Source organism: Tessaracoccus flavus, from assembly GCF_001997295.1.
In the GTDB taxonomy this organism is placed as follows: Bacteria; Actinomycetota; Actinomycetes; order Propionibacteriales; family Propionibacteriaceae; genus Arachnia; species Arachnia flava.
In genome coordinates this window covers 2,042,854-2,060,353 of record NZ_CP019605.1, presented here as the reverse complement: position 1 = coordinate 2,060,353, position 17,500 = coordinate 2,042,854, and the positions used below count along the sequence as shown (strand labels likewise).

Here is a 17,500-nt window from a genome sequence, read left to right as displayed (position 1 = left end):
CCGGAGGAGCCGTCCGTTCGGTAGCGTTCGGGTCATGCGTTACGTCGTCATCATGGCCGGGGGGTCGGGCACGCGGTTGTGGCCCCTGTCGCGGCAGGGCCGCCCCAAGCAGTTGCTCGGGTTGTTCGAGGGGAAGTCCCTGCTCCGGTTGGCGTTCGAGCGCCTCGACGGGCTCGTTCCGCCCGATCGGATCCTCGTGTGTACCGGGCGTGCCTACGCCGACGACGTGGCCGACCAGCTGCCGGAACTGTCACCGGTGAACATCCTCGGCGAGCCCGAGGGACGCGATTCCCTCAACGCGGTGGCCTGGTCCGCGGCCGTCGTCGCCGATCGGGACCCCGACGCGGTGGTGGCGATGGTGACCGCCGATCAGGTCATCAGCCCGGTCGACGAGTTCCAGCGGAGCCTGACGCTCGCCTTCGAGGTCGCGGAGCAGCGGCCCTCAGCGCTCGTGACGCTCGGGGTGGTGCCCACCAGCGCGCACACCGGCTACGGGTACCTGCACCGCGCGGAGCTGCTCACCGGCTTCGACGGGGTCTACCACGTGGCCGAGTTCAAGGAGAAGCCGGAGCGGGACGTGGCCCAGCGCTACCTGGACAGCGGCGAGTACTGGTGGAACGCAGGGATGTTCGTCTGGCGGGCCGCCACGCTCCTCGGACAGTTGGACCAGCTCCTGCCGGCCACGGCGCAGACGGTGCGCGAGATCGTCGCGCGCCCGGATCGACTAGACGAGCTGTTCCCCACTTTGCAGAAAATCTCTGTCGACTACGCCGTCATGGAGCCCGTCTCGCAGGGCCGCACCGACGCGGAAGTGGTCAGCGTGGGGCTGGCGATCGACTGGCGCGATGTCGGCGGGTTCGTCTCCCTGGCTGAGCTGCTGTCCCGCGACGCGGGCGGCAACGCGGTGGACGGGCGGACGGTCAGCCTCGATTCGCGAGGCTGCGTTGTGGTCAATGCCGTCGGCCCCGACCATGTCGTGGCGACTCTCGGGTTGACCGACTGCCTCGTCGTGGCAACGCCGCACGCGACGATGGTCGCGAACCTGGACGACGCCGAGCGCGTGCGCCAACTCGTCGATCTGGTTCGCACGGAGGCGGGTCCAGAGTTCGCCTGAGCTGGCTTCCCTCCGCAGGGAATCGTTGAGCAAATGAGATGGGTCAACGCAGCGACACGCCGGGATAACGATGTTTCGCTTCCGCGACCCATCTCACTTGCTCAACTCTCAACCGCGCCGGCAGCGCAGAGATCAGGGAGCGTCGGGTAGCAGGTCGGTCACCGCGTCGACCACCTTGGCCGCGACGGGGCGGTCGTCGCCGCCGCTGGCCCAGACGGGGTCCTGGGGCAGGGGGCCCATGGGGTCCGCCTCTTGGGGGCTTCCGGAACGGGCGGCCAGGGAGCGCCGAAGCGCCTCCTCGAGGGTGACCAGCCGGTGGCCGGGGGGAAGCAGCGCCTCGCGGAAGTCGTTGTCGGCCGAGACCATGTCGTGTTGCAGACTTTCCACCAGCGCCTCGACGGTCGGCCTGGGCACGTCGGTGAGGCTGCCGACCAACGTGCCGACGAGCGCCGTCGGCAGCAGCGGCACGTCCACCTGGGGGCGCTCGAGGCCTGCCTCGGACGTGTAGGCGTCCAGCAGTTGGGCGTAGCGCAACTGGTCCGGGCCGCCGACGTCGAAGTGACGCGACTGGCCCTCGTAGTCGAGCGCTCCGACCAGCGCCTCGAGGACATCCACCACGGCGATGGGCTGCACCATCGAGTCCATCCACGTCGGGATGGTGTGCACGGGCATCCGCTCGCTGACCTGCCGGATGATCTCGAAGGAGGTGGAGCCGCTGCCCAGGATGACGGCGGCGCGCAACGCGACGACGGTGGCGGGGCTATCGATCAGGATCCGCTCGACCTCACGGCGGGAGCGGATGTGCTCGGAGAGTTCGTCGTCGTCGACGGGTGGCACGATTCCGGAGAGATAAACGACGCGCTGTACGCCCCTGGCGCGGACGGCGTCGGCCACATTGGTGGCAGCCTGGCGGTCGGTCTCCTCGAAGTCGTCCTTGCCCATGCCGTGAATGAGGTAGTAGACGGCGTCCACCCCTTCGCAGGCTGCCAGGACCTGGTCGGCGTCCAGGACGTCCATGACGACCGTGTCGACCCGATCGCCCCACCACGGCTGCTCCCGGTCGGGGCTGCTCGCCGTCGTTCGCACGGTGTGTCCACGCTCCACCAGCAGCGGTACCAGCCTGCTACCGACGTAGCCCGTCGCCCCCGTCACCAGAATCTTCACGTCGTCCGCCCTCCGCAGCTTGTGTGATGCCTGGAACGCTACTGTAGGCGTCCACCGGAGCCCGGTGAACCCGTCAATCCGCGGGTCTCCCCGCACGAGGTTCGGGCGAGGAGTCGGTGCGCGGCGCTGACCGACTTTCGGATTCCGCTTGACCGATCAAAATCACTCGTGTGTAATTCGGTGCAAAGGAGAGGAGGGCGCATGGACGAGATGTTCGACTTGTTGGACGATGACGGCGCTTTCGCGTGGCAGGCCGAGGCCCTGTGCGCCCAGACCGATCCTGAGGCGTTCTTCCCCGAAAAAGGGGGATCGACCCGCGAAGCAAAGCGGGTCTGCCTGAGCTGCACGGTACGCACCGAATGCCTTGAGTACGCGCTGGCCCACGACGAGCGCTTCGGCATCTGGGGCGGGCTCTCCGAGCGTGAGCGGCGCAAGCTCAAGCGCGCTGCGGTGTAGCCTCCACGTGTGACCGAGGAACCGCAGCGCGGGCCCATCGATGACCTCTGGTCCTGGATCGACCAGGACGAACCGTCTCCCGACGCGCCCGAGATACCACCGTCCGACGTCGTCGCTGTGATGGTGGTGCACAACGCCGGCGAATGGCTGCCCCGCCAACTTCTCTCGCTCGCTGGACTCGACCCCCGCCCCGGCCGACTCGTGGCCGTCGACACGGGCTCCACTGATGGCTCGCGGGAGCTGCTGGAGCGGGCCCGCGCCGAGGGGGTGCTCGACGATGTGCTGATCGCCGACCGCGAGGCCACGTTCGGCGAGGCGGTCGAGGCCGCACTGGCCGACAGCGAGCCAGCCTGGATCTGGTTGCTCCACGACGACTCCGCCCCCCGTCGCGACACGCTCGCCCGCCTGCTGGACGGAGCCCGACGCGCCGACGTCGTGGTCCCGAAACTCCTTGAACCGAGACGGCGAAACTATCCGGAAACCATCTCCGAGATCGGCCAGGCCATCACCCCGGGAGGACGTCGCGTGCCGCTGGTCGAGGAGGGCGAGATCGATCAGCAGCAAACCGAACCGCGAGACGTCCTCGGCGCGTCCACCGCCGGCCTGCTGGTGAGGGGAGAGGCGTGGCGCGAAGTCGGTGGCCTCGCCCCTGAGGTGGGCCGACATCGAGACGGGGTCGATTTCTGCTGGCGCGTCAACGCAGTCGGCTTCCGGGTGCTGAGTTGGCCCGCAGCCGCATTGACCCACCGTCGCGCTGGACGAACCGGCGAGCGTCCGCAGGATCGGCACCCCCACGAGGTGGACCGGCTGGCGGCACTGCGCGTGGCCGGTTCCAGGGGTGCGTCGGGACCCGCGCTGGCCCTGGGCTCCTGGGCGCGAGCGGCGGGGTTTCTACTCGGCAAGTCGCCGTCCCATGCCGCGGCTGAGCTGCGCGCCTGGCGCCGGTACCGGCGCAGCGGTGACATCACCGCGGCGCTGGCATCGCGGATGCCGCCCGAGGACCTCACCCCCGACGACCTGCTGCCGAGCCGGTTCTGGACGGTGCGCGACGCCGTCGACCGCTTCGGCGCTGGTCTGGCGGACCGCTACCGGGACCTCACCGATCGCGAGGCGGACACGTCGATCGACGAGCTGACCGGCGACGACTTCGCGGGGCACCTGCGCCGCCGACGGGTCTCCCCGGTCGCCATCCTCGTCGTTGTGCTTCTGCTGGCGGGCGCGCTTGCCGGGCGCGGTCTGCTGGGATTCGGCGAGGTGGCCGGAGGAGGACTTCTGCCCGCACCTGACTCGTGGGGCGGTGCCTGGCAGGCGTACCTGAGCGGGGACGCCCCCTGGCTTCTCCTCACCGCGGCCGCGCCCCTGACCACGCTCGGCAATCCGGGATGGTTCAGCGTCCTCGCCCTGCTGCTGGCCCCGCTCCTTGCCGGCGGCTCTGCGCTGTCACTGCTGCGCCGGTTGGACGTGGATGCGACCGCCGCTGCGGCGGTGGCGGCCGCATGGGCGGGTGCCACCATCGTGCTGGGGCTGGTCACTGCAGGCGACGTGTCGGGAATGATCCTGGCCGTGGCCGGGCCACTGCTGGCGCGCTCACTGATCTCGGTGGCCCGGGACCGCTCCGCAGGGGCCGAACGGCTGAGGGCACCCGCCGGCGCGGCCTTCTGGTTGATCGTTTGCACCGCGTTCTGGCCGGCGGCCCTGATGCTGGCCACCCTTCTGGGTGCGTTCTGGGCGGTGCGTGACCGGCACAACCGGGTGCTGTCCGCCGCCGTGGCGATCCTCCCGCCCTGGCTCTTCCTCGGCCCCTGGCTGCCCCGGCTGATCGCCGATCCCGGCCGGTGGCTGACCGGCGCCGATCCGCTCGCGTGGCCCGACTATCCGCCGGCCTCCTACGCCGTGGCGCTCGGCCGTATCCTCCCGTCGGGGCTGCCTGTGTGGGCCAACGCGCTCTTCTTCGTGACGCTCGGGTTACTCGCGGCCGCGGGGTTGGCCCGTCTCGGCCGGGACAGGTGGCTGACCGCGGTACTCGCGATCGCGGTCCCGCTCCTGGTGGGCACGCTGCTGTCCCGGTTCGTCGTCCCGATCGGCCCCGGCGCCGCTCGCCCGTTGCTGTCGCCCTGGGCGCTGCTGGTCGTGGCAGCGCTGTTGGCCCCCGTCGTCGCGGCGGTGCGGGGAGGCGCGGGACGACGCCTCGTCGCGGCCCTCGCTGCGGCGTCGCTGGTGGCGGTGAGCGTCTGGGCTGTGTGGGGGTTCTCCGGTCCGGTGCAGCGCAGCGCCTCCTCCTTGCCGGGGTACGTGCGCGACGTCGTCGGGTCGGCACGCGACACCCGCGTGCTGCTGATCGAGCTGGGCGATGACGACGAGGTGTCCTGGAACGTGGTGGACCAGCGGCAGCCGCAGTGGGGCTCGGGCGAGCGGCACCCCGCGGGGCCGTTCGCCGACGACCTCTACGTCGTCGCCCAGTCCATCGTCAGTGGGAGCGTGCCGGACACCCTGGCCGACGATCTTCGGCGGCTGGGGGTGTCGCACCTCTGGCTGAGCGGCTTCGGGCCCGACCAGCGTGCCGCTCTCGACAACGCCGGCGGCATCACCAGCGCGGCCGCGGACGAGCGCAGCGTCGTGTACACGGTGGTCGGGCTGGTCTCGCGCGCGTACGTCGTCGACGGCGCAGACCGTGAGCCGGTACTGGCCGACGTCGTCGGTCCGGGAGCCGAGGGGCGCCTGCTGGAGGTGGCCGAACCGGGCGATGCCCGCTGGGTGGCCCGCCTCGACGGAACGAGCCTCGACGCGGTGGAGGGGGCCGAGCGCCTGACCTTCGAGCTGGGGGAGAGATCCGGCGAACTGGAGTTGGTCCCGGAACCGCGCTGGGGTCGGTTCACGTGGCATGTGGCGGTGCTGGTAGCGCTGGCCCTACTGGCGTCGCCGTCCATGGGTAGCTCGACGGCTGCGCGACGGGGGTACTGATGATCCGCCGAACCGCGCTGTCCCTCGCCGCCCTGCTCGCCGTCGTTGCGGTGGCCGCCCTGCTCGCGCTGCTGTCACCGGCCCGGCAGACCCCGCCCGTGGCCGTCGACCTGCCACAGACGTCGCGGGTGGTGTGCCTCGTCGCCGGCAGGGTGCTGGTTCGCGACGTCGCAAACGTGGAAGTCCGGGGCCTGTCGGGAAACGCGGAATCAGCTGAGGGCGGCGAGCTGACCATCGACGAACCGGTCGTGCTCCGCGCCGAGCGGCGCCTGGCCGCGGGTGTGCTCGTGGAGCAGGAGCAGCGCTCCTACGCGCCCTGCCAACCGGCCGTCACCTCGGGGATGGTCGTGGTGGCTGACCCGGCCTCAACCGAGCTGATCCTGGCCAACGCGGACGGCAACGAAGCGACGGTGGATCTCACCCTCCTCGGCGCCGACGGCGAGGTGGTCGCGGTCGGGGCCCGAGGCATCGCGCTGGCGCCGGGGAGCACGCGACGGGTCGCGCTGTCCGTCCTCGCTCCCGACGGCCCTGTCGGGGTCGCCTTCCGCGCCAGTCAGGGTCGCGTGGCTCTGATCGGCGCGGCCGTCGAAGGTCGGCCGACCCGGTTCACCCCACCGTCCGATCCGTCCACCGAGCACGTCGTGGGTGGCATTCCCGCCGGGGCGACGGCGGTGCAGCTCCTGGTGAGTAATCCGCACGAGAACAGAGTCGAGGTGTCGGTCGAAGCCCTCGGCGCCAGCGCCTCGTTCGAGCCGGCGTCGGCCACGGGGATCTCCGTTGCACCCAGGTCGACGATGGCGATCGATCTCGGCGACGCGCTCGCCGGGGAAGCGGCGGCGCTGCAGATCGCTGCGGACCAGGCCGTCGGGGTGTCCGTCGTGGCGGGGGTCGGCGCCGGGTCTCCGGCCACTCTGACCGGCGGGGTCGCGTCGAGCGAACTCAGCCTCAACGCGCCCGGCGGCAGTGCCCTCGTGGTCAGCAATCCCGGCGACGGCGAGGCCACCGTCGACGTCTCCGTGGGTGGCGCGGATCAGCAGCTCACCGTTGACGCGGGGCTCACCGTCGCGGTGCCGCTGCCGGAGGGCGGTCAGCTGGAGGTCGACCTCTCGGCCGACAGCCCTGTCGTGGCAGCCGCCGTCTCGGCCACGGAGGCGGGCACGGTCGTGGTGCCGGCCGCGGACTCGGTGGATGCGGCGGTCCGAGGGGTGCCTGCGCGCCTCGACCCGACGCTGCGCTGAGCACCCGCCTCCCCTCACGCAGGCGGAAACGCCAACGCGCAGAAGGAAACGCCAACGCGCAGAAGGAAACGCCAACGCGCAAAGGGGAACGCCAACGCGCAAAGGGGAACGCCAACGCGCAGGAGGAAACGCCAACCGACCGCGCACAACGCCAACCGATATCCCGCCGCGCCCGCGAGCCTCAGGGACGCCCCTGAGATATCACGGGCATCGCTGAGTCTCGTCGGCGTTCCGGGCTGCCGATTGGCGTTCCAGCCAACCGTTGGCGTTCGCGCCTCCCCGTTGGCGTTTCCAGCCAACCGTTGGCGTTAGCGCCTCTGCATTGGCGTTCAGCCCCGCTGGTTGGCGTTTCGTGATCCGTGTTGGCGTTCGGGTCGGACGGTTGGCGAATCCTCGGCCTTGGGCGTGCCGGGGACTCAGTCTCGACCCTCGACCACCGATCGGCACCGGATCAGAAGTCGTCCCAGTCCGGGTCCTCGCCCACCAACTCGTCGATGCTGCGGCCGGTCAGCGTGCTCAGCTGCTCCACGATGGTGCGGTGCACGAGACGGCGCAGTTCGCCTCGGGAGGACGCCCGGTGTTCCAGCGGACGCTGATAGATCACGATCTGCGCCCGACGGCCGCGGCTCGGTTCCAGCGCGGCCGACAGAGGCACGCGGTCGCCCGACCACGTCAGGTTGAGCTGCGGCACGTCCTCCACGCCGACGACGATGCCGTTGAGGGCACCCGGAGCGATCGAGGCGATATCGGCCATGGCCGAGGTCACGCAGTCGTTGAAGAAGTCGACCCGACCCGGACGGAAGAGGGGCACGGGGCGCCCGAGAAGCGGATTGGGGGCGGCGAGCGGGCCTCGGATCCCGCGCCCATGTCGATCTCGTCTGCGTGGCATGCGGCCACAATACGCCCGATTCGGCTACCTTCGGTGGGTGCGTAGCTGTACCCGAACCGCCTGTGGCGCCCCCGCGATCGCGACGTTGACATACGTCTATGCGGACTCGACTGCGGTCCTGGGTCCGCTCGCGCAGAGCCCCGAGCCCGGCACCTACGACCTGTGCGCGAGGCACGCTGAACGTACCAGCGCCCCACAGGGCTGGGACGTGATCCGCCTCCCGCTGGACGGGCACGAACCGGAACCGACGGCCCCCTCCGACGACCTGATGGCCCTTGCCGAGGCTGTGCGGGCCATCGGGCTCCGCCACGACGAACCCGCCCCCGAGCCCGTTCCGGCGCCGCCTGTCGAGGGACGAGGCGGCCACCTTCGGCTCGTCTCGGCCGAGTGAGCGCGACCAGGCTCCGACGCGCGGCCGGACGGCTAGGCTGAGCCGGTGCTCGATCCGAAGATCTTCAAGGCCAACGACATCAGGGGCATCGTCGTCGGACCTGACGCGCAGTGGGATGCCCACGGCGCACGGCAGCTCGGAGCCGCCTACGCCCAATTGCTGACACCTGAGGAGTTCGTCCTGGGGCGCGACATGCGGGTCTTGGGGGAGGAGCTGGCCGAGGCGTTCGCCGACGGCGCCCGCCGTGCCGGCGCGTCGGTCGTCGACATCGGGCTGAGTTCGACCGATCAGCTGTGGTTCGCCTCCGGCTGGCTCGGGATCCCCGGGGTGCAACTGACCGCGAGCCACAACCCGGCCGAGTACAACGGCATCAAGTTCTGCCTCGCGGACGCGCGGCCCGTCCCCGCGGACTTCCTCACGCGCCTGCGGCACGCGGCTTCTGAGGTGCAGGTGGGCGGCGACGTGACCGGAGGCTACCGGGAGCTTGATGCGTTGGGCCCCTACGCCGACAAGCTGACCGAGCTCGTCCCGCGTCGCGGAGGCCGGGAGCTCATCGTCGTCGTCGACGCCGGCAACGGGATGGCGGGCCACACCGCACAGCGGGCGTTGTCGGGGAGGTCGGTCGAGATCGTCGGCCTCTACCTCGAGCTCGACGGCTCGTTCCCGAACCACCCTGCCAACCCGCTCGAGCCGGAGAACCTCGAGGATGCCCAGCGCGCGGTGATCGAGCACCGGGCCGATCTTGGGCTGGTCTTCGACGGCGACGCCGACCGCTGCTTCATCATCGACGAGCGCGGCCAGGTGGTCGACCCCTCGGTCATCACCGCGATGATCGCCGTGGCGGAGCTGGACAAGTATCCGGGCTCAACGATCGTGACCAACACCATCACCTCCTGGAGCGTTGCGCAGGCCGTGGCGGAGCGAGGGGGTGAGATCGCCAGCTCGAAGGTCGGCCACACCTACGTCAAGGCGCTCATGGCCGAGACCGGTGCCGTCTTCGGCGGTGAGCATTCGGCCCACTACTACTTCCGCGACTTCTGGTCGGCCGACACCGGCATGCTGGCCGCCCTCCACGTCATCGAGATGGTGCGGGAGGCGTCGGTTCCGCTCTCGGAGCTCGCCGCTGTCTACGACGGCTACGTCCGGTCGGGTGAACTGAACTCCACCGTCGACGACGCGACGGCGGTGATGGAGTCTGTGGCGGACGTCTTCTCCGGTCGCGGCGAGGTGGACTGGGTCGATGGCCTGACCGTCCGCAACCTCGATGAGCAGTGGTGGCTCAACGTGCGGCCGAGCAATACCGAACCCCTCCTGCGGCTCAACGTCGAGGCGCGCGACGTCGTGACGATGGAGCGGCTGCGTGATGAGGTTCTCGACCTCGTGCGGCAGGGCTAGAGTTGCTGGAAAAGGAGAGCCCATGGACGACACGATGCAGCTGACCCCCGAGTTCCTCGCGATCGCGGCGTGCCCCGCGTGCCACGCGAAGTTCGCCGTCGACTACGACGCGAAGGAACTGGTCTGCACCAACGAAGCTTGCGGACTGGCCTACCCGGTCCGGGACAACATCCCGGTGCTCCTCATCGACCAGGCGCGATCTACCCAGTGACCATGCGAATCTTCGACGACGCCCGTCTCGAGGATGCGGGTCTGGAGACGCATCAGGGACTCAGGCACCTGGCCCAGACGGGAGCCCGGATCCGGCGCGCCGCGCTCACCGAGCCTCTCGGGCATCTCGAGCAGGCCGACCGCCCCCGCGGCATCCTCGCGCTCGGCTCAGAGGCACGCCTGGTGCGGGCCGTGCTCGAGGCCACCTGCCCCGTTCCGTTCATGGCGTGGCCGGGCCCGGGCCTGCCGGCCTGGGTGGGGCCGCTCGACCTCACGATCGTGCTCGGGGGCTACGACACTCCCGAATGGGTGCTGCAGTGCGCCGCGGAGGCGGCCCGGCGGGGCGCGACCCTGGTCGTCGCCGCCCCCGACGACTCGACCCTCGCGTCGGTCACGGCGTCGTCGTCGACGACCCTGGTGCCGAGCGCCGAACCCGACCCGATGGCGGCAGCGGTGGCCGTGCTGGCGATCCTCGGCGAGATCGGGTTGGGCCCGCAGGTCCGTCCGGAGCACGTCGCTGATGCGGCGGACCTCGTCGCCGAGGCCTGCGCACCGGGACGGGATCTGTCGGAGAACCCCGGCAAGGAACTGGCGTTGTGCCTGGCCGACTGCCTTCCCCTCATCTGGGGCGGCACCGTGCTCGCCGCACGTGCCTCCCGCAGGATTGCCGAGGCCATCCGTCGCGCCAGCGGTCGCCCGGCCCTTGCGGCGGATGCCGCCGAACTCGACACCCTGCTCAGCTCCGCCCACCGGCGAGACCCGTTCGCCGACCCGTTCGACGGCGGCGACGAGGACTCGCCGTGCCTCGTGCTGCTCGACGACGACAAGCTGCCGGACCGGCTGCGGGGCACCGCCCGCCGGCTGGCCGACCGAGCCGAGTCCGTCGGGGCCCGCATCACCCGCATTTCTTCGGGCGAGGCGGACCTGGGGGCCACCGACGTGGAGCGCTACGTCACCCTGCTGCAGCGCGGGCTCTACGGAGCCGCCTACCTGGAGATCGGCCTGACGGAGCCGTGACCCCTGGGGCGTGACCACGCGTACCTTGAGCGTGATCGGCGATGCCGGTGTGCCTGCATGGGGTCGCGTAGCAGCGGGGAATCGGTGGATCGAGGCTAAGCTCAGGCCATGCGCAAGGTCTTCGTCCTCAACGGCCCCAACCTCGGTCGCCTCGGCACCCGGCAGACGGATGTCTACGGCGCGGTCACCTACAGCGACCTCGCAGCGCACCTTGTCGAGACGGGCGAGGGGATGGGGCTGGACGTCGAGGTCCGGCAGACCGAGCACGAGGGCGAGATGATCACGTGGCTGCACGAAGCCGCGGACGCCCAGGCCGCCGTCGTCCTCAACGCCGGCGCCTGGACGCACTACTCCTACGCGATCGCCGACGCCGCGGCGCTCGTGCCCTTCTACGTCGAGGTCCACATCTCCAACGTCCACGCGCGGGAGGAGTTCCGCCGCCACAGCGTGTTGTCGGCCAACGCCAGCGGCATCATCGTCGGCTGTGGTGTGGGCGGATACGACCTGGCGCTCGCGCACGTGGTGGCCAGCGCCTGACCGGGTAGGGTTGGCCCGTGGATTACCGCGTAGCTGACATCACCCTGACCGACTTCGGGCGCAGAGAAATCACCCTCGCCGAGCACGAGATGCCCGGCCTCATGGCCATGCGGGAGCGCTTCGGCGATTCGCAGCCGTTGAAGGGGGCGCGCATCGCGGGGTCCCTCCACATGACGGTCCAGACGGCGGTGCTGATCGAGACGCTCGTGGCGCTCGGGGCAGAGGTCCGCTGGGCGTCGTGCAACATCTTCTCGACCCAGGACCACGCCGCGGCCGCCATCGCCGCGGCCGGTATCCCTGTCTTCGCGTGGAAGGGCGAGACGCTGGAGGAGTACTGGTGGTGCACCCGCCAGATCCTGGACTGGCCCGACGGCGGGCAGCCCAACATGATCCTCGACGACGGCGGCGACGCGACGCTGCTGGTCCACCAGGGGGTGGCGGCCCAGCGTGCGGGCGAGGTGCCCGCCGACACCGACGACGATTCCCACGAGTTCCGCGTAGTCAAGCAGACCCTGCGCGATGCCCATGGCGTCGTGGACTGGGAGGCGCTCGCGGCCGCGGTCCGCGGCGTGACCGAGGAGACCACCACCGGTGTCCACCGTCTCTACGAGATGGAGCGGGACCAGACGCTGCTCTTCCCGGCGATCAACGTCAACGACTCGGTGACGAAGTCGAAGTTCGACAACAAGTACGGCTGCCGCCACTCGCTCATCGACGGAATCAACCGCGCCACCGACGTGCTGATCGGCGGCAAGGTTGCCGTGGTGTGCGGCTACGGCGACGTCGGCAAGGGCTGCGCGGAGTCGCTCCGCGGCCAGGGTGCGCGCGTCATCGTCACCGAGGTGGACCCGATCTGCGCGCTTCAGGCGGCCATGGACGGCTACCAGGTGGCGGCGCTCGACAGCGTCGTGGAGAGCGCGGACATCTTCGTGACCGCCACAGGGTGCCGCGATGTGATCACCGCCGACCAGATGGCCCGGATGAAGCACCAGGCCATCGTCGGCAACATCGGCCACTTCGACAACGAGATCGACATGGCGGGGCTCGAGCGGCGCGCCGATGTCGACAAGGTCGAGGTCAAGCCGCAGGTGCACGAGTGGCGCTTCGCCGACGGTCACTCGGTGCTGGTGCTGAGCGAGGGCAGGCTGCTGAACCTCGGCAACGCGACCGGTCACCCCTCCTTCGTCATGAGCAACTCCTTCACCAACCAGGTGCTGGCGCAGATCGAGCTGTTCACGAAGCCCGACGAGTACCCCGTCGGCGTCTACGTGCTGCCGAAGCACCTCGACGAGGAGGTCGCGCGGCTCCACCTCGCGGCCCTCGGCGTCGAGCTGACGACGCTCACGCAGGAGCAGGCGGCCTATCTCGGTGTGCCGGTCGAGGGACCGTTCAAGCCGGACAGCTACCGCTACTAAGCCTGGGTCACCGATTCCCCGCCGCTGCGCGACCAATCGGTGGATCCAGGCTCAGCCGTCACTCGCCGGGGTTAAGGGACTGCCAGATCTCCTTGCACTCCGGGCAGACCGGGTACTTCTCGGGGTTCTTGGACGGCACCCAGACCTTGCCGCAGAGGGCGACGACGGGGGTCCCGTTGACGAGGGCCGCGGTCAGCTTGTCCTTGGGGACGTAGTGCGAGAAGCGGTCTTGGTCGCCGTCCTCGAACAGCTCGGTGCGTTCGTCGACGACGGTCTGTGATCCGGGGGCCAGTTCGCTCATGGCCCCAATCCTAACCGCGGTGGCACCCGACTGAGTTGAGCAAGTGAGATGGGTCAACGCTGCGACACGCCGGTAGACGCGCCAGTTCGGGCGTCGACCCATAACAATTGCTCAAGTTATCCACAAGGAGGGGTCATGGAGGCGGGGCGACGGGTGCTGATCGCAGGCATCATGCTGTCGGTCTTCGCGATCGCGTTTCAGACCATCGGGATCGCGACGGCCCTGCCGACGATCATGGGGTATTTCGAGACCCCGCATCTCTATCCGTGGGCGTTCACGACGTTCGTGTCCGGGATGCTCGTGGCGACGATCGCCGCCGGCAGGGTCGCCGACCTCAAGGGTCCCGCCGGGCCGATGTACGCCGGTTTCGGGCTCTTCGTCGCCGGACTGGTGGTCGGGTCCCTCGCTCCCAACGTGTGGGTGCTGCTGGTGGCCAGGCTCATCCAGGGCCTCGGCGCAGGCGCGCTCAACCTGACCCTCTCGGTGACAGTGGCGCACGGGTTCGACGGCAGGTCGCGGCCCAAGGTGATGGCGCTCATCTCGTTCTGCTGGCTCCTGCCGGCGTTCATCGGCCCGCCGGTCGCCGCGGCCCTGACCCGGATCGACTGGCGGCTGGTCTTCGCGCTCATGCTGCCGCTCGTGTTCGTCTCGGTGGCCATCACCCGGCCCGGGTTGCGGCGGGTCCAGGCGGACTTCGAACCTGACACCGACGAGGTGCCTCGGATCGCCGCCTGGCCGACGGCCGCGGTCGCGATGGCGCCGTCGCTCATCCTGTTGGCGGGCCAGAAGCTCGGCTGGGTGAGCGTCGCGTCGGGGGTCGCCGGCGTGGCCCTATTGGTCTGGGGGGTGCCCCGTATCCTCGCCCCCCGCACCCGAGGGCTTGGGCCCGGCATCCCCAGCGTGGTCCTGACCCGCGCTCTGCAGGCCGGCTCGTTCTTCGCGGCCGAGACCATCCTGCTCGTGACGCTCCAGGACCTGCGCGGACTCACCCCGTTCGACGTCGGCCTTGCGCTGACCGTCGGCAGCGTCGGCTGGACGCTGGGCTCGTGGCTGCAGTCGCAGGGGTGGGTGCGGCTGACCAGGGATGCGTTCATCACGCTGGGCGCGATCGCCTCGTCCACCGGCATCGCCGTCATCGTCGTCTTCGCGTGGGTGCCGTCGATCCATCTGTTCGTGGGGCTTCTGGGCTGGGTCATCAGCGGCCTCGGCATGGGCCTGACCATGCCCAGCTCTGCGGTGGCGGTCATGGCGCTGTCGACCCAGTTCGAGCAGGGGCGCCACCAGTCCTCGATGCAGGTGGCCGAATCGATTGGCAATGCGGTCATCACGGCAGTCGCTGGCGGTCTCTATACGGCTCTCCTCGCGGCGGAGCCTCAGAAGCTGAGCTACACGACCGCGCTGTCCGCGACACTGGTGCTCTCGCTCGCCGCGGTGGTCCTGAGCCGCCGGATCGGCCGGATAGCGAACGAACTCCACGCCTGATCGCGGTCGGTCCGAGCGGCGTGGCAGACTGGGCCGCATGTCGAACTCGCCGCAGCAGCCGCCCCCCGGGTGGTACCCCGACCCCGCCGGAGCAGACGCTGAGCGCTACTGGGATGGGGTCGCCTGGTCGCAGTCCACGAGAGACCGACCCAGGTACGCGCCCCCCACCCCGACGCCGAGTGCCGGGGGGTACGGTGCGGAGCAGCGCGACTACAGCTACGCGCAGGCGCCCGCCGGCTACGGCGCGGGTGCGCCGGATCCTCGCCTGGCCGGCTTCGGAGCCCGCATGCTCGGCTTCATCCTCGACAGCATTCTCATCTGGATCCTCATGTCCATCATCGGTCGGGTGACAGGACTCTGGGCCCGCGTGACCGCCGAGATGGAACTGTGGATGAGGGAGGTCCTCATCGCCACCGAGAGCCCCGGTGGTGCGTTGCCTGGATTCAGCCCCGGACTCACCTCGGCTTTGCAGATCCTGACGATCGTCAGCCTCGCGCTCTGGTTCGTCTACCGCTTCGTCCTCTACCTGACGATGAGCGCGACGGTGGGTCAGCTCGCCCTCGGGCTGCGCGTGGTCAAGGTGGACAAGCCCGTCGGCACGAAGCTCACGGCGGTCGAGTCCCTCATCCGGGCTCTGTCCAGCGCTCTGTTGTGGGGATTTTCGCTCACCGCGTTCATCAACCCGCTCTTCGCTCTGTTCACCAAGCAGAAGCAGACCCTTAGCGATCTGATCGCTAAGACACGCGTCGTCAAAATCCGTTAAGGTGCCAACGTGACAGACGTTTACCCCGCCCTCGCCCAGTTGGCCGACCGGTTCGGCATCGCCCAGGAGTTCTGGGACTGGAAGGGGCGCCACGTGCCCATTCCCGCCGAGACGATCGTCGCCGTGCTCGGCGCGTTCGACGTCGACGCGAGCTCGCCCGAGGCCGCCGAGGCGGCGCTCCACCGCCTCGACGAGGACCGATGGCGCACCCCCGTCCCGGCCTGCACCGTCGTGGAGGAGGGCGAGGGTGTCCACGTCAACGTCCACGTCCCCGCGGGCACGCACGTTCACGTCTGGGTGCGGCTCGAGTCCGGCGAGGGACGGCACGGATGGCAGGTCGAGAACTGGGAGGCTGACCGCTGGCTCGACGACCGGGCCATCGGCGAGGCCACTTTCTGGCTCGGAGACGACTTCCCGACCGGCTACCACCGGATCGTGGTGGAGGCCGCCGACGGGGTCCACGAAGGGGCCCTCATCGTCACGCCCCGCTTCGTTGGGTTCCCGGCCGGGATGCGCGGCCACAGGGTCTGGGGCTACGGCACCCAGCTCTACTCCGTGACCTCGGAGCAGTCCTGGGGGATCGGAGACCTCGCGGACCTGGCCGACCTCCTGACGTGGTCCGGGACGCGCCAGTTCGCCGGCTATGCACTGATCAACCCGCTGCACGCGGCCGAGCCGGTACCGCCGATGGAGCCGTCGCCGTACCTGCCCGCGAGCAGACGCTTCATCAACCCCATCTACATCCGCCCCGAGGCGGTGCCGGAGTATGCGACGCTGGGCCGGATCGAGCGCCAGCAGATCAAGGCCCTGCGCAAGGCGGCCCAGAAGGCGGCGGCGGAGTCGGGGATCATCGACCGGAACGCGGTGTGGCCCCTGAAGATCGAGGCGCTCCGCATCGTCCACAGAGCAGGCCTGCGTCCCGGGCGTCAGATCGCCTTGGACGATTTCCGGGCCCGCGAGGGAGAGGGCCTGCGCAAGTTCGCGCTCTGGAGCACGCTGTGCACCGTCTACGGGCAGCGGTGGCCGATGTGGCCGGAGGAGCTGCGCCGCCCCGACAGCCCCGCGGTGGCGGAGTTCGCCGCCGAGCACGCGGAGGAGATCGACTTCTACGAGTGGCTGCAGTGGACAGCACAGACCCAGGTGTCGGCGGCCCAGACGGCGGCCGACGAGGTGGGCATGCCGGTGGGCATCGTCACCGACCTCGCGGTCGGTGTGCACCGCTGGAGCGCGGAGACGTGGATGATGCCCGACGTGTTCGCCGAGGGCATGAGCGTCGGGGCCCCGCCGGACCAGTACAACCAGGCGGGCCAGAACTGGGGACAGCCCCCGTGGCGCCCCGACCGGCTCCACGAGCTGGCGTACGAACCATTCCGTCAGATGGTCTCGGCAGCGCTCCGGCGCGTCGGCGGCGCGCGGGTCGACCACATCATCGGCATGTTCCGCCTCTGGTGGGTGCCCGAGGGCCTCGGGCCGAAGCACGGCACCTACGTGCGCAACAACCACGAGGCGATGATCGGCATCCTCGCGCTGGAGGCGCAGCGCGCCCAGGCCCTCATCGTCGGTGAGGACCTCGGCACCGTGGAGCCCTGGGTGCGCGACTATCTCGCGCGCCGCGGGATCCTCGGCACCTCAGTGTTGTGGTTCGAGAGCGACCACCACGGGCAGCCGCTCGACGCCCAGTGGTGGCGCGAATACTGCATGGCCTCGGTGACCACGCACGATCTACCGCCGACCCTGGGATACCTCGCCGGTGACCACGTCCGGCTCCGCGAGGACCTGGGACTGCTCACCGAACCCCTCGACGTCGAGCTGGAGCACGCCCGTCGGGAGCAGAGCGATTGGCTGGGCAAGCTGGTGTGGGAGGGCCTGTTGGCTGACGAGCACCGAAGCGACCCCACCGAGGTCATGCTGGCGCTCCACCGGTTCCTGCTGCGCACCCCGTCGAAGGTGCTGCTGGCCTCGCTGACCGACGCGGTCGGCGAGCGGCAGACGCAGAACCAGCCGGGCACCATCGACGAGTACCCCAACTGGCGGGTGCCGCTCCGGGACCTCTCCGGCGAGCGCATCAGCCTGGAGGACATCTTCGAGGCGGAGTTGCCCAGGCGGCTGGCCGCAGTGATGAACGGGTTGGACGAGCAGCCCGCGTCGCGCTGGAGCTGACGCTCCG

Annotated in this window: 16 protein-coding genes; 13 read left to right on the top strand and 3 right to left on the bottom strand. The window is 70.0% G+C overall.

The window, feature by feature from the left end:
• Positions 1-34 precede the first annotated feature (34 nt).
• Complete coding sequence (locus RPIT_RS09515; RefSeq protein WP_077342648.1) at positions 35-1,114, top strand: mannose-1-phosphate guanylyltransferase; 1,080 nt, start codon at positions 35-37, stop codon at positions 1,112-1,114.
• A gap of 132 nt (positions 1,115-1,246) precedes the next feature.
• Here RPIT_RS09515 and RPIT_RS09510 read toward each other — a convergent pair whose 3' ends face one another.
• Positions 1,247-2,278 carry an NAD(P)H-binding protein gene (locus tag RPIT_RS09510; RefSeq protein ID WP_218121550.1) on the bottom strand — a complete coding sequence of 344 codons (1,032 nt, stop codon included), beginning with the start codon at positions 2,276-2,278 and terminating at the stop codon, positions 1,247-1,249.
• Between the two features lie 201 nt (positions 2,279-2,479).
• Here RPIT_RS09510 and RPIT_RS09505 point away from each other — a divergent pair, with 201 nt between their 5' ends.
• Genes RPIT_RS09505 through RPIT_RS09495 form a run of 3 tightly spaced genes read left to right on the top strand, consistent with a single transcriptional unit; the run spans position 2,480 to position 6,933 of the window.
• A complete protein-coding gene (locus RPIT_RS09505) occupies positions 2,480-2,734 on the top strand; it encodes a WhiB family transcriptional regulator (RefSeq protein ID WP_077342645.1) in 255 nt (84 codons plus the stop codon).
• A 9-nt stretch (positions 2,735-2,743) separates the two neighbouring features.
• A complete protein-coding gene (locus RPIT_RS09500) occupies positions 2,744-5,695 on the top strand; it encodes a glycosyltransferase family 2 protein (protein ID WP_077342643.1) in 2,952 nt (983 codons plus the stop codon).
• Complete coding sequence (locus RPIT_RS09495) at positions 5,695-6,933, top strand: DUF5719 family protein (protein ID WP_077342641.1); 1,239 nt, start codon at positions 5,695-5,697, stop codon at positions 6,931-6,933. The genes RPIT_RS09500 and RPIT_RS09495 overlap by 1 nt, the downstream gene beginning before the upstream one ends.
• A gap of 451 nt (positions 6,934-7,384) precedes the next feature.
• On the opposite strand, the gene RPIT_RS09490 is transcribed toward RPIT_RS09495, so the two are convergent.
• Positions 7,385-7,822, bottom strand: coding sequence for a metallopeptidase family protein (locus RPIT_RS09490; RefSeq protein ID WP_077342639.1), 438 nt, complete (start codon positions 7,820-7,822; stop codon positions 7,385-7,387).
• Here RPIT_RS09490 and RPIT_RS09485 point away from each other — a divergent pair.
• From RPIT_RS09485 to ahcY, 6 genes are all read left to right on the top strand, one after another.
• Positions 7,821-8,213, top strand: a complete 393-nt coding sequence (locus RPIT_RS09485) for a DUF3499 domain-containing protein (protein ID WP_077342637.1) — start codon at positions 7,821-7,823, stop codon at positions 8,211-8,213. The two genes, RPIT_RS09490 and RPIT_RS09485, sit on opposite strands and share 2 nt — an antisense overlap.
• Positions 8,214-8,258: 45 nt before the next feature.
• Entirely contained in the window at positions 8,259-9,608 is a 1,350-nt protein-coding gene (locus RPIT_RS09480) for a phosphohexomutase domain-containing protein (protein ID WP_077342635.1), read from the top strand.
• A gap of 22 nt (positions 9,609-9,630) precedes the next feature.
• Entirely contained in the window at positions 9,631-9,819 is a 189-nt protein-coding gene (locus tag RPIT_RS09475; RefSeq protein ID WP_077342633.1) for a Trm112 family protein, read from the top strand.
• Positions 9,820-9,821: 2 nt separating this feature from the next.
• Entirely contained in the window at positions 9,822-10,835 is a 1,014-nt protein-coding gene (locus RPIT_RS09470) for a phosphoheptose isomerase family protein (protein WP_077342631.1), read from the top strand.
• A gap of 108 nt (positions 10,836-10,943) precedes the next feature.
• Entirely contained in the window at positions 10,944-11,372 is a 429-nt protein-coding gene (locus tag RPIT_RS09465; protein WP_077342629.1) for a type II 3-dehydroquinate dehydratase, read from the top strand.
• Positions 11,373-11,389: 17 nt separating this feature from the next.
• Positions 11,390-12,787 carry an adenosylhomocysteinase gene (ahcY, locus tag RPIT_RS09460; protein WP_077342627.1) on the top strand — a complete coding sequence of 466 codons (1,398 nt, stop codon included), beginning with the start codon at positions 11,390-11,392 and terminating at the stop codon, positions 12,785-12,787.
• A gap of 58 nt (positions 12,788-12,845) precedes the next feature.
• Here ahcY and RPIT_RS09455 read toward each other — a convergent pair whose 3' ends face one another.
• The gene (locus tag RPIT_RS09455; RefSeq protein WP_077342625.1) at positions 12,846-13,088 is read right to left on the bottom strand and encodes a DUF3039 domain-containing protein; all 243 of its coding nucleotides are present in this window, start codon (positions 13,086-13,088) and stop codon (positions 12,846-12,848) included.
• A gap of 135 nt (positions 13,089-13,223) precedes the next feature.
• On the opposite strand from RPIT_RS09455, the gene RPIT_RS09450 reads away from it, so the two are divergent.
• Genes RPIT_RS09450 through malQ form a run of 3 tightly spaced genes read left to right on the top strand, consistent with a single transcriptional unit; the run spans position 13,224 to position 17,493 of the window.
• Positions 13,224-14,570, top strand: a complete 1,347-nt coding sequence (locus RPIT_RS09450) for an MFS transporter (RefSeq protein ID WP_162274531.1) — start codon at positions 13,224-13,226, stop codon at positions 14,568-14,570.
• A 37-nt stretch (positions 14,571-14,607) separates the two neighbouring features.
• Positions 14,608-15,333: an RDD family protein gene (locus RPIT_RS09445; RefSeq protein WP_077342621.1), complete on the top strand. Its 726-nt coding sequence runs from the start codon at positions 14,608-14,610 to the stop codon at positions 15,331-15,333.
• 9 nt (positions 15,334-15,342) lie between these two features.
• On the top strand, positions 15,343-17,493 hold the full coding sequence (malQ, locus tag RPIT_RS09440) for a 4-alpha-glucanotransferase (protein WP_077342619.1): 2,151 nt from the start codon (positions 15,343-15,345) through the stop codon (positions 17,491-17,493).
• Positions 17,494-17,500: the final 7 nt, after the last annotated feature.

Bases quoted from the DNA above. Each gene is read 5' to 3' on its own strand.
- RPIT_RS09470 (WP_077342631.1), top strand. From the start codon at position 9,822: ATGCGAATCTTCGACGACGCCCGTCTCGAGGATGCGGGTCTGGAGACG.
- RPIT_RS09505 (WP_077342645.1), top strand. From the start codon at position 2,480: ATGGACGAGATGTTCGACTTGTTGGACGATGACGGCGCTTTCGCGTGG.
- RPIT_RS09515 (WP_077342648.1), top strand. From the start codon at position 35: ATGCGTTACGTCGTCATCATGGCCGGGGGGTCGGGCACGCGGTTGTGG.
- RPIT_RS09450 (WP_162274531.1), top strand. From the start codon at position 13,224: ATGGAGGCGGGGCGACGGGTGCTGATCGCAGGCATCATGCTGTCGGTC.
- RPIT_RS09465 (WP_077342629.1), top strand. From the start codon at position 10,944: ATGCGCAAGGTCTTCGTCCTCAACGGCCCCAACCTCGGTCGCCTCGGC.
- RPIT_RS09455 (WP_077342625.1), bottom strand. From the start codon at position 13,088: ATGAGCGAACTGGCCCCCGGATCACAGACCGTCGTCGACGAACGCACC.
- RPIT_RS09445 (WP_077342621.1), top strand. From the start codon at position 14,608: ATGTCGAACTCGCCGCAGCAGCCGCCCCCCGGGTGGTACCCCGACCCC.
- RPIT_RS09485 (WP_077342637.1), top strand. From the start codon at position 7,821: ATGCGGCCACAATACGCCCGATTCGGCTACCTTCGGTGGGTGCGTAGC.
- RPIT_RS09495 (WP_077342641.1), top strand. From the start codon at position 5,695: ATGATCCGCCGAACCGCGCTGTCCCTCGCCGCCCTGCTCGCCGTCGTT.
- RPIT_RS09490 (WP_077342639.1), bottom strand. From the start codon at position 7,822: ATGCCACGCAGACGAGATCGACATGGGCGCGGGATCCGAGGCCCGCTC.
- RPIT_RS09475 (WP_077342633.1), top strand. From the start codon at position 9,631: ATGGACGACACGATGCAGCTGACCCCCGAGTTCCTCGCGATCGCGGCG.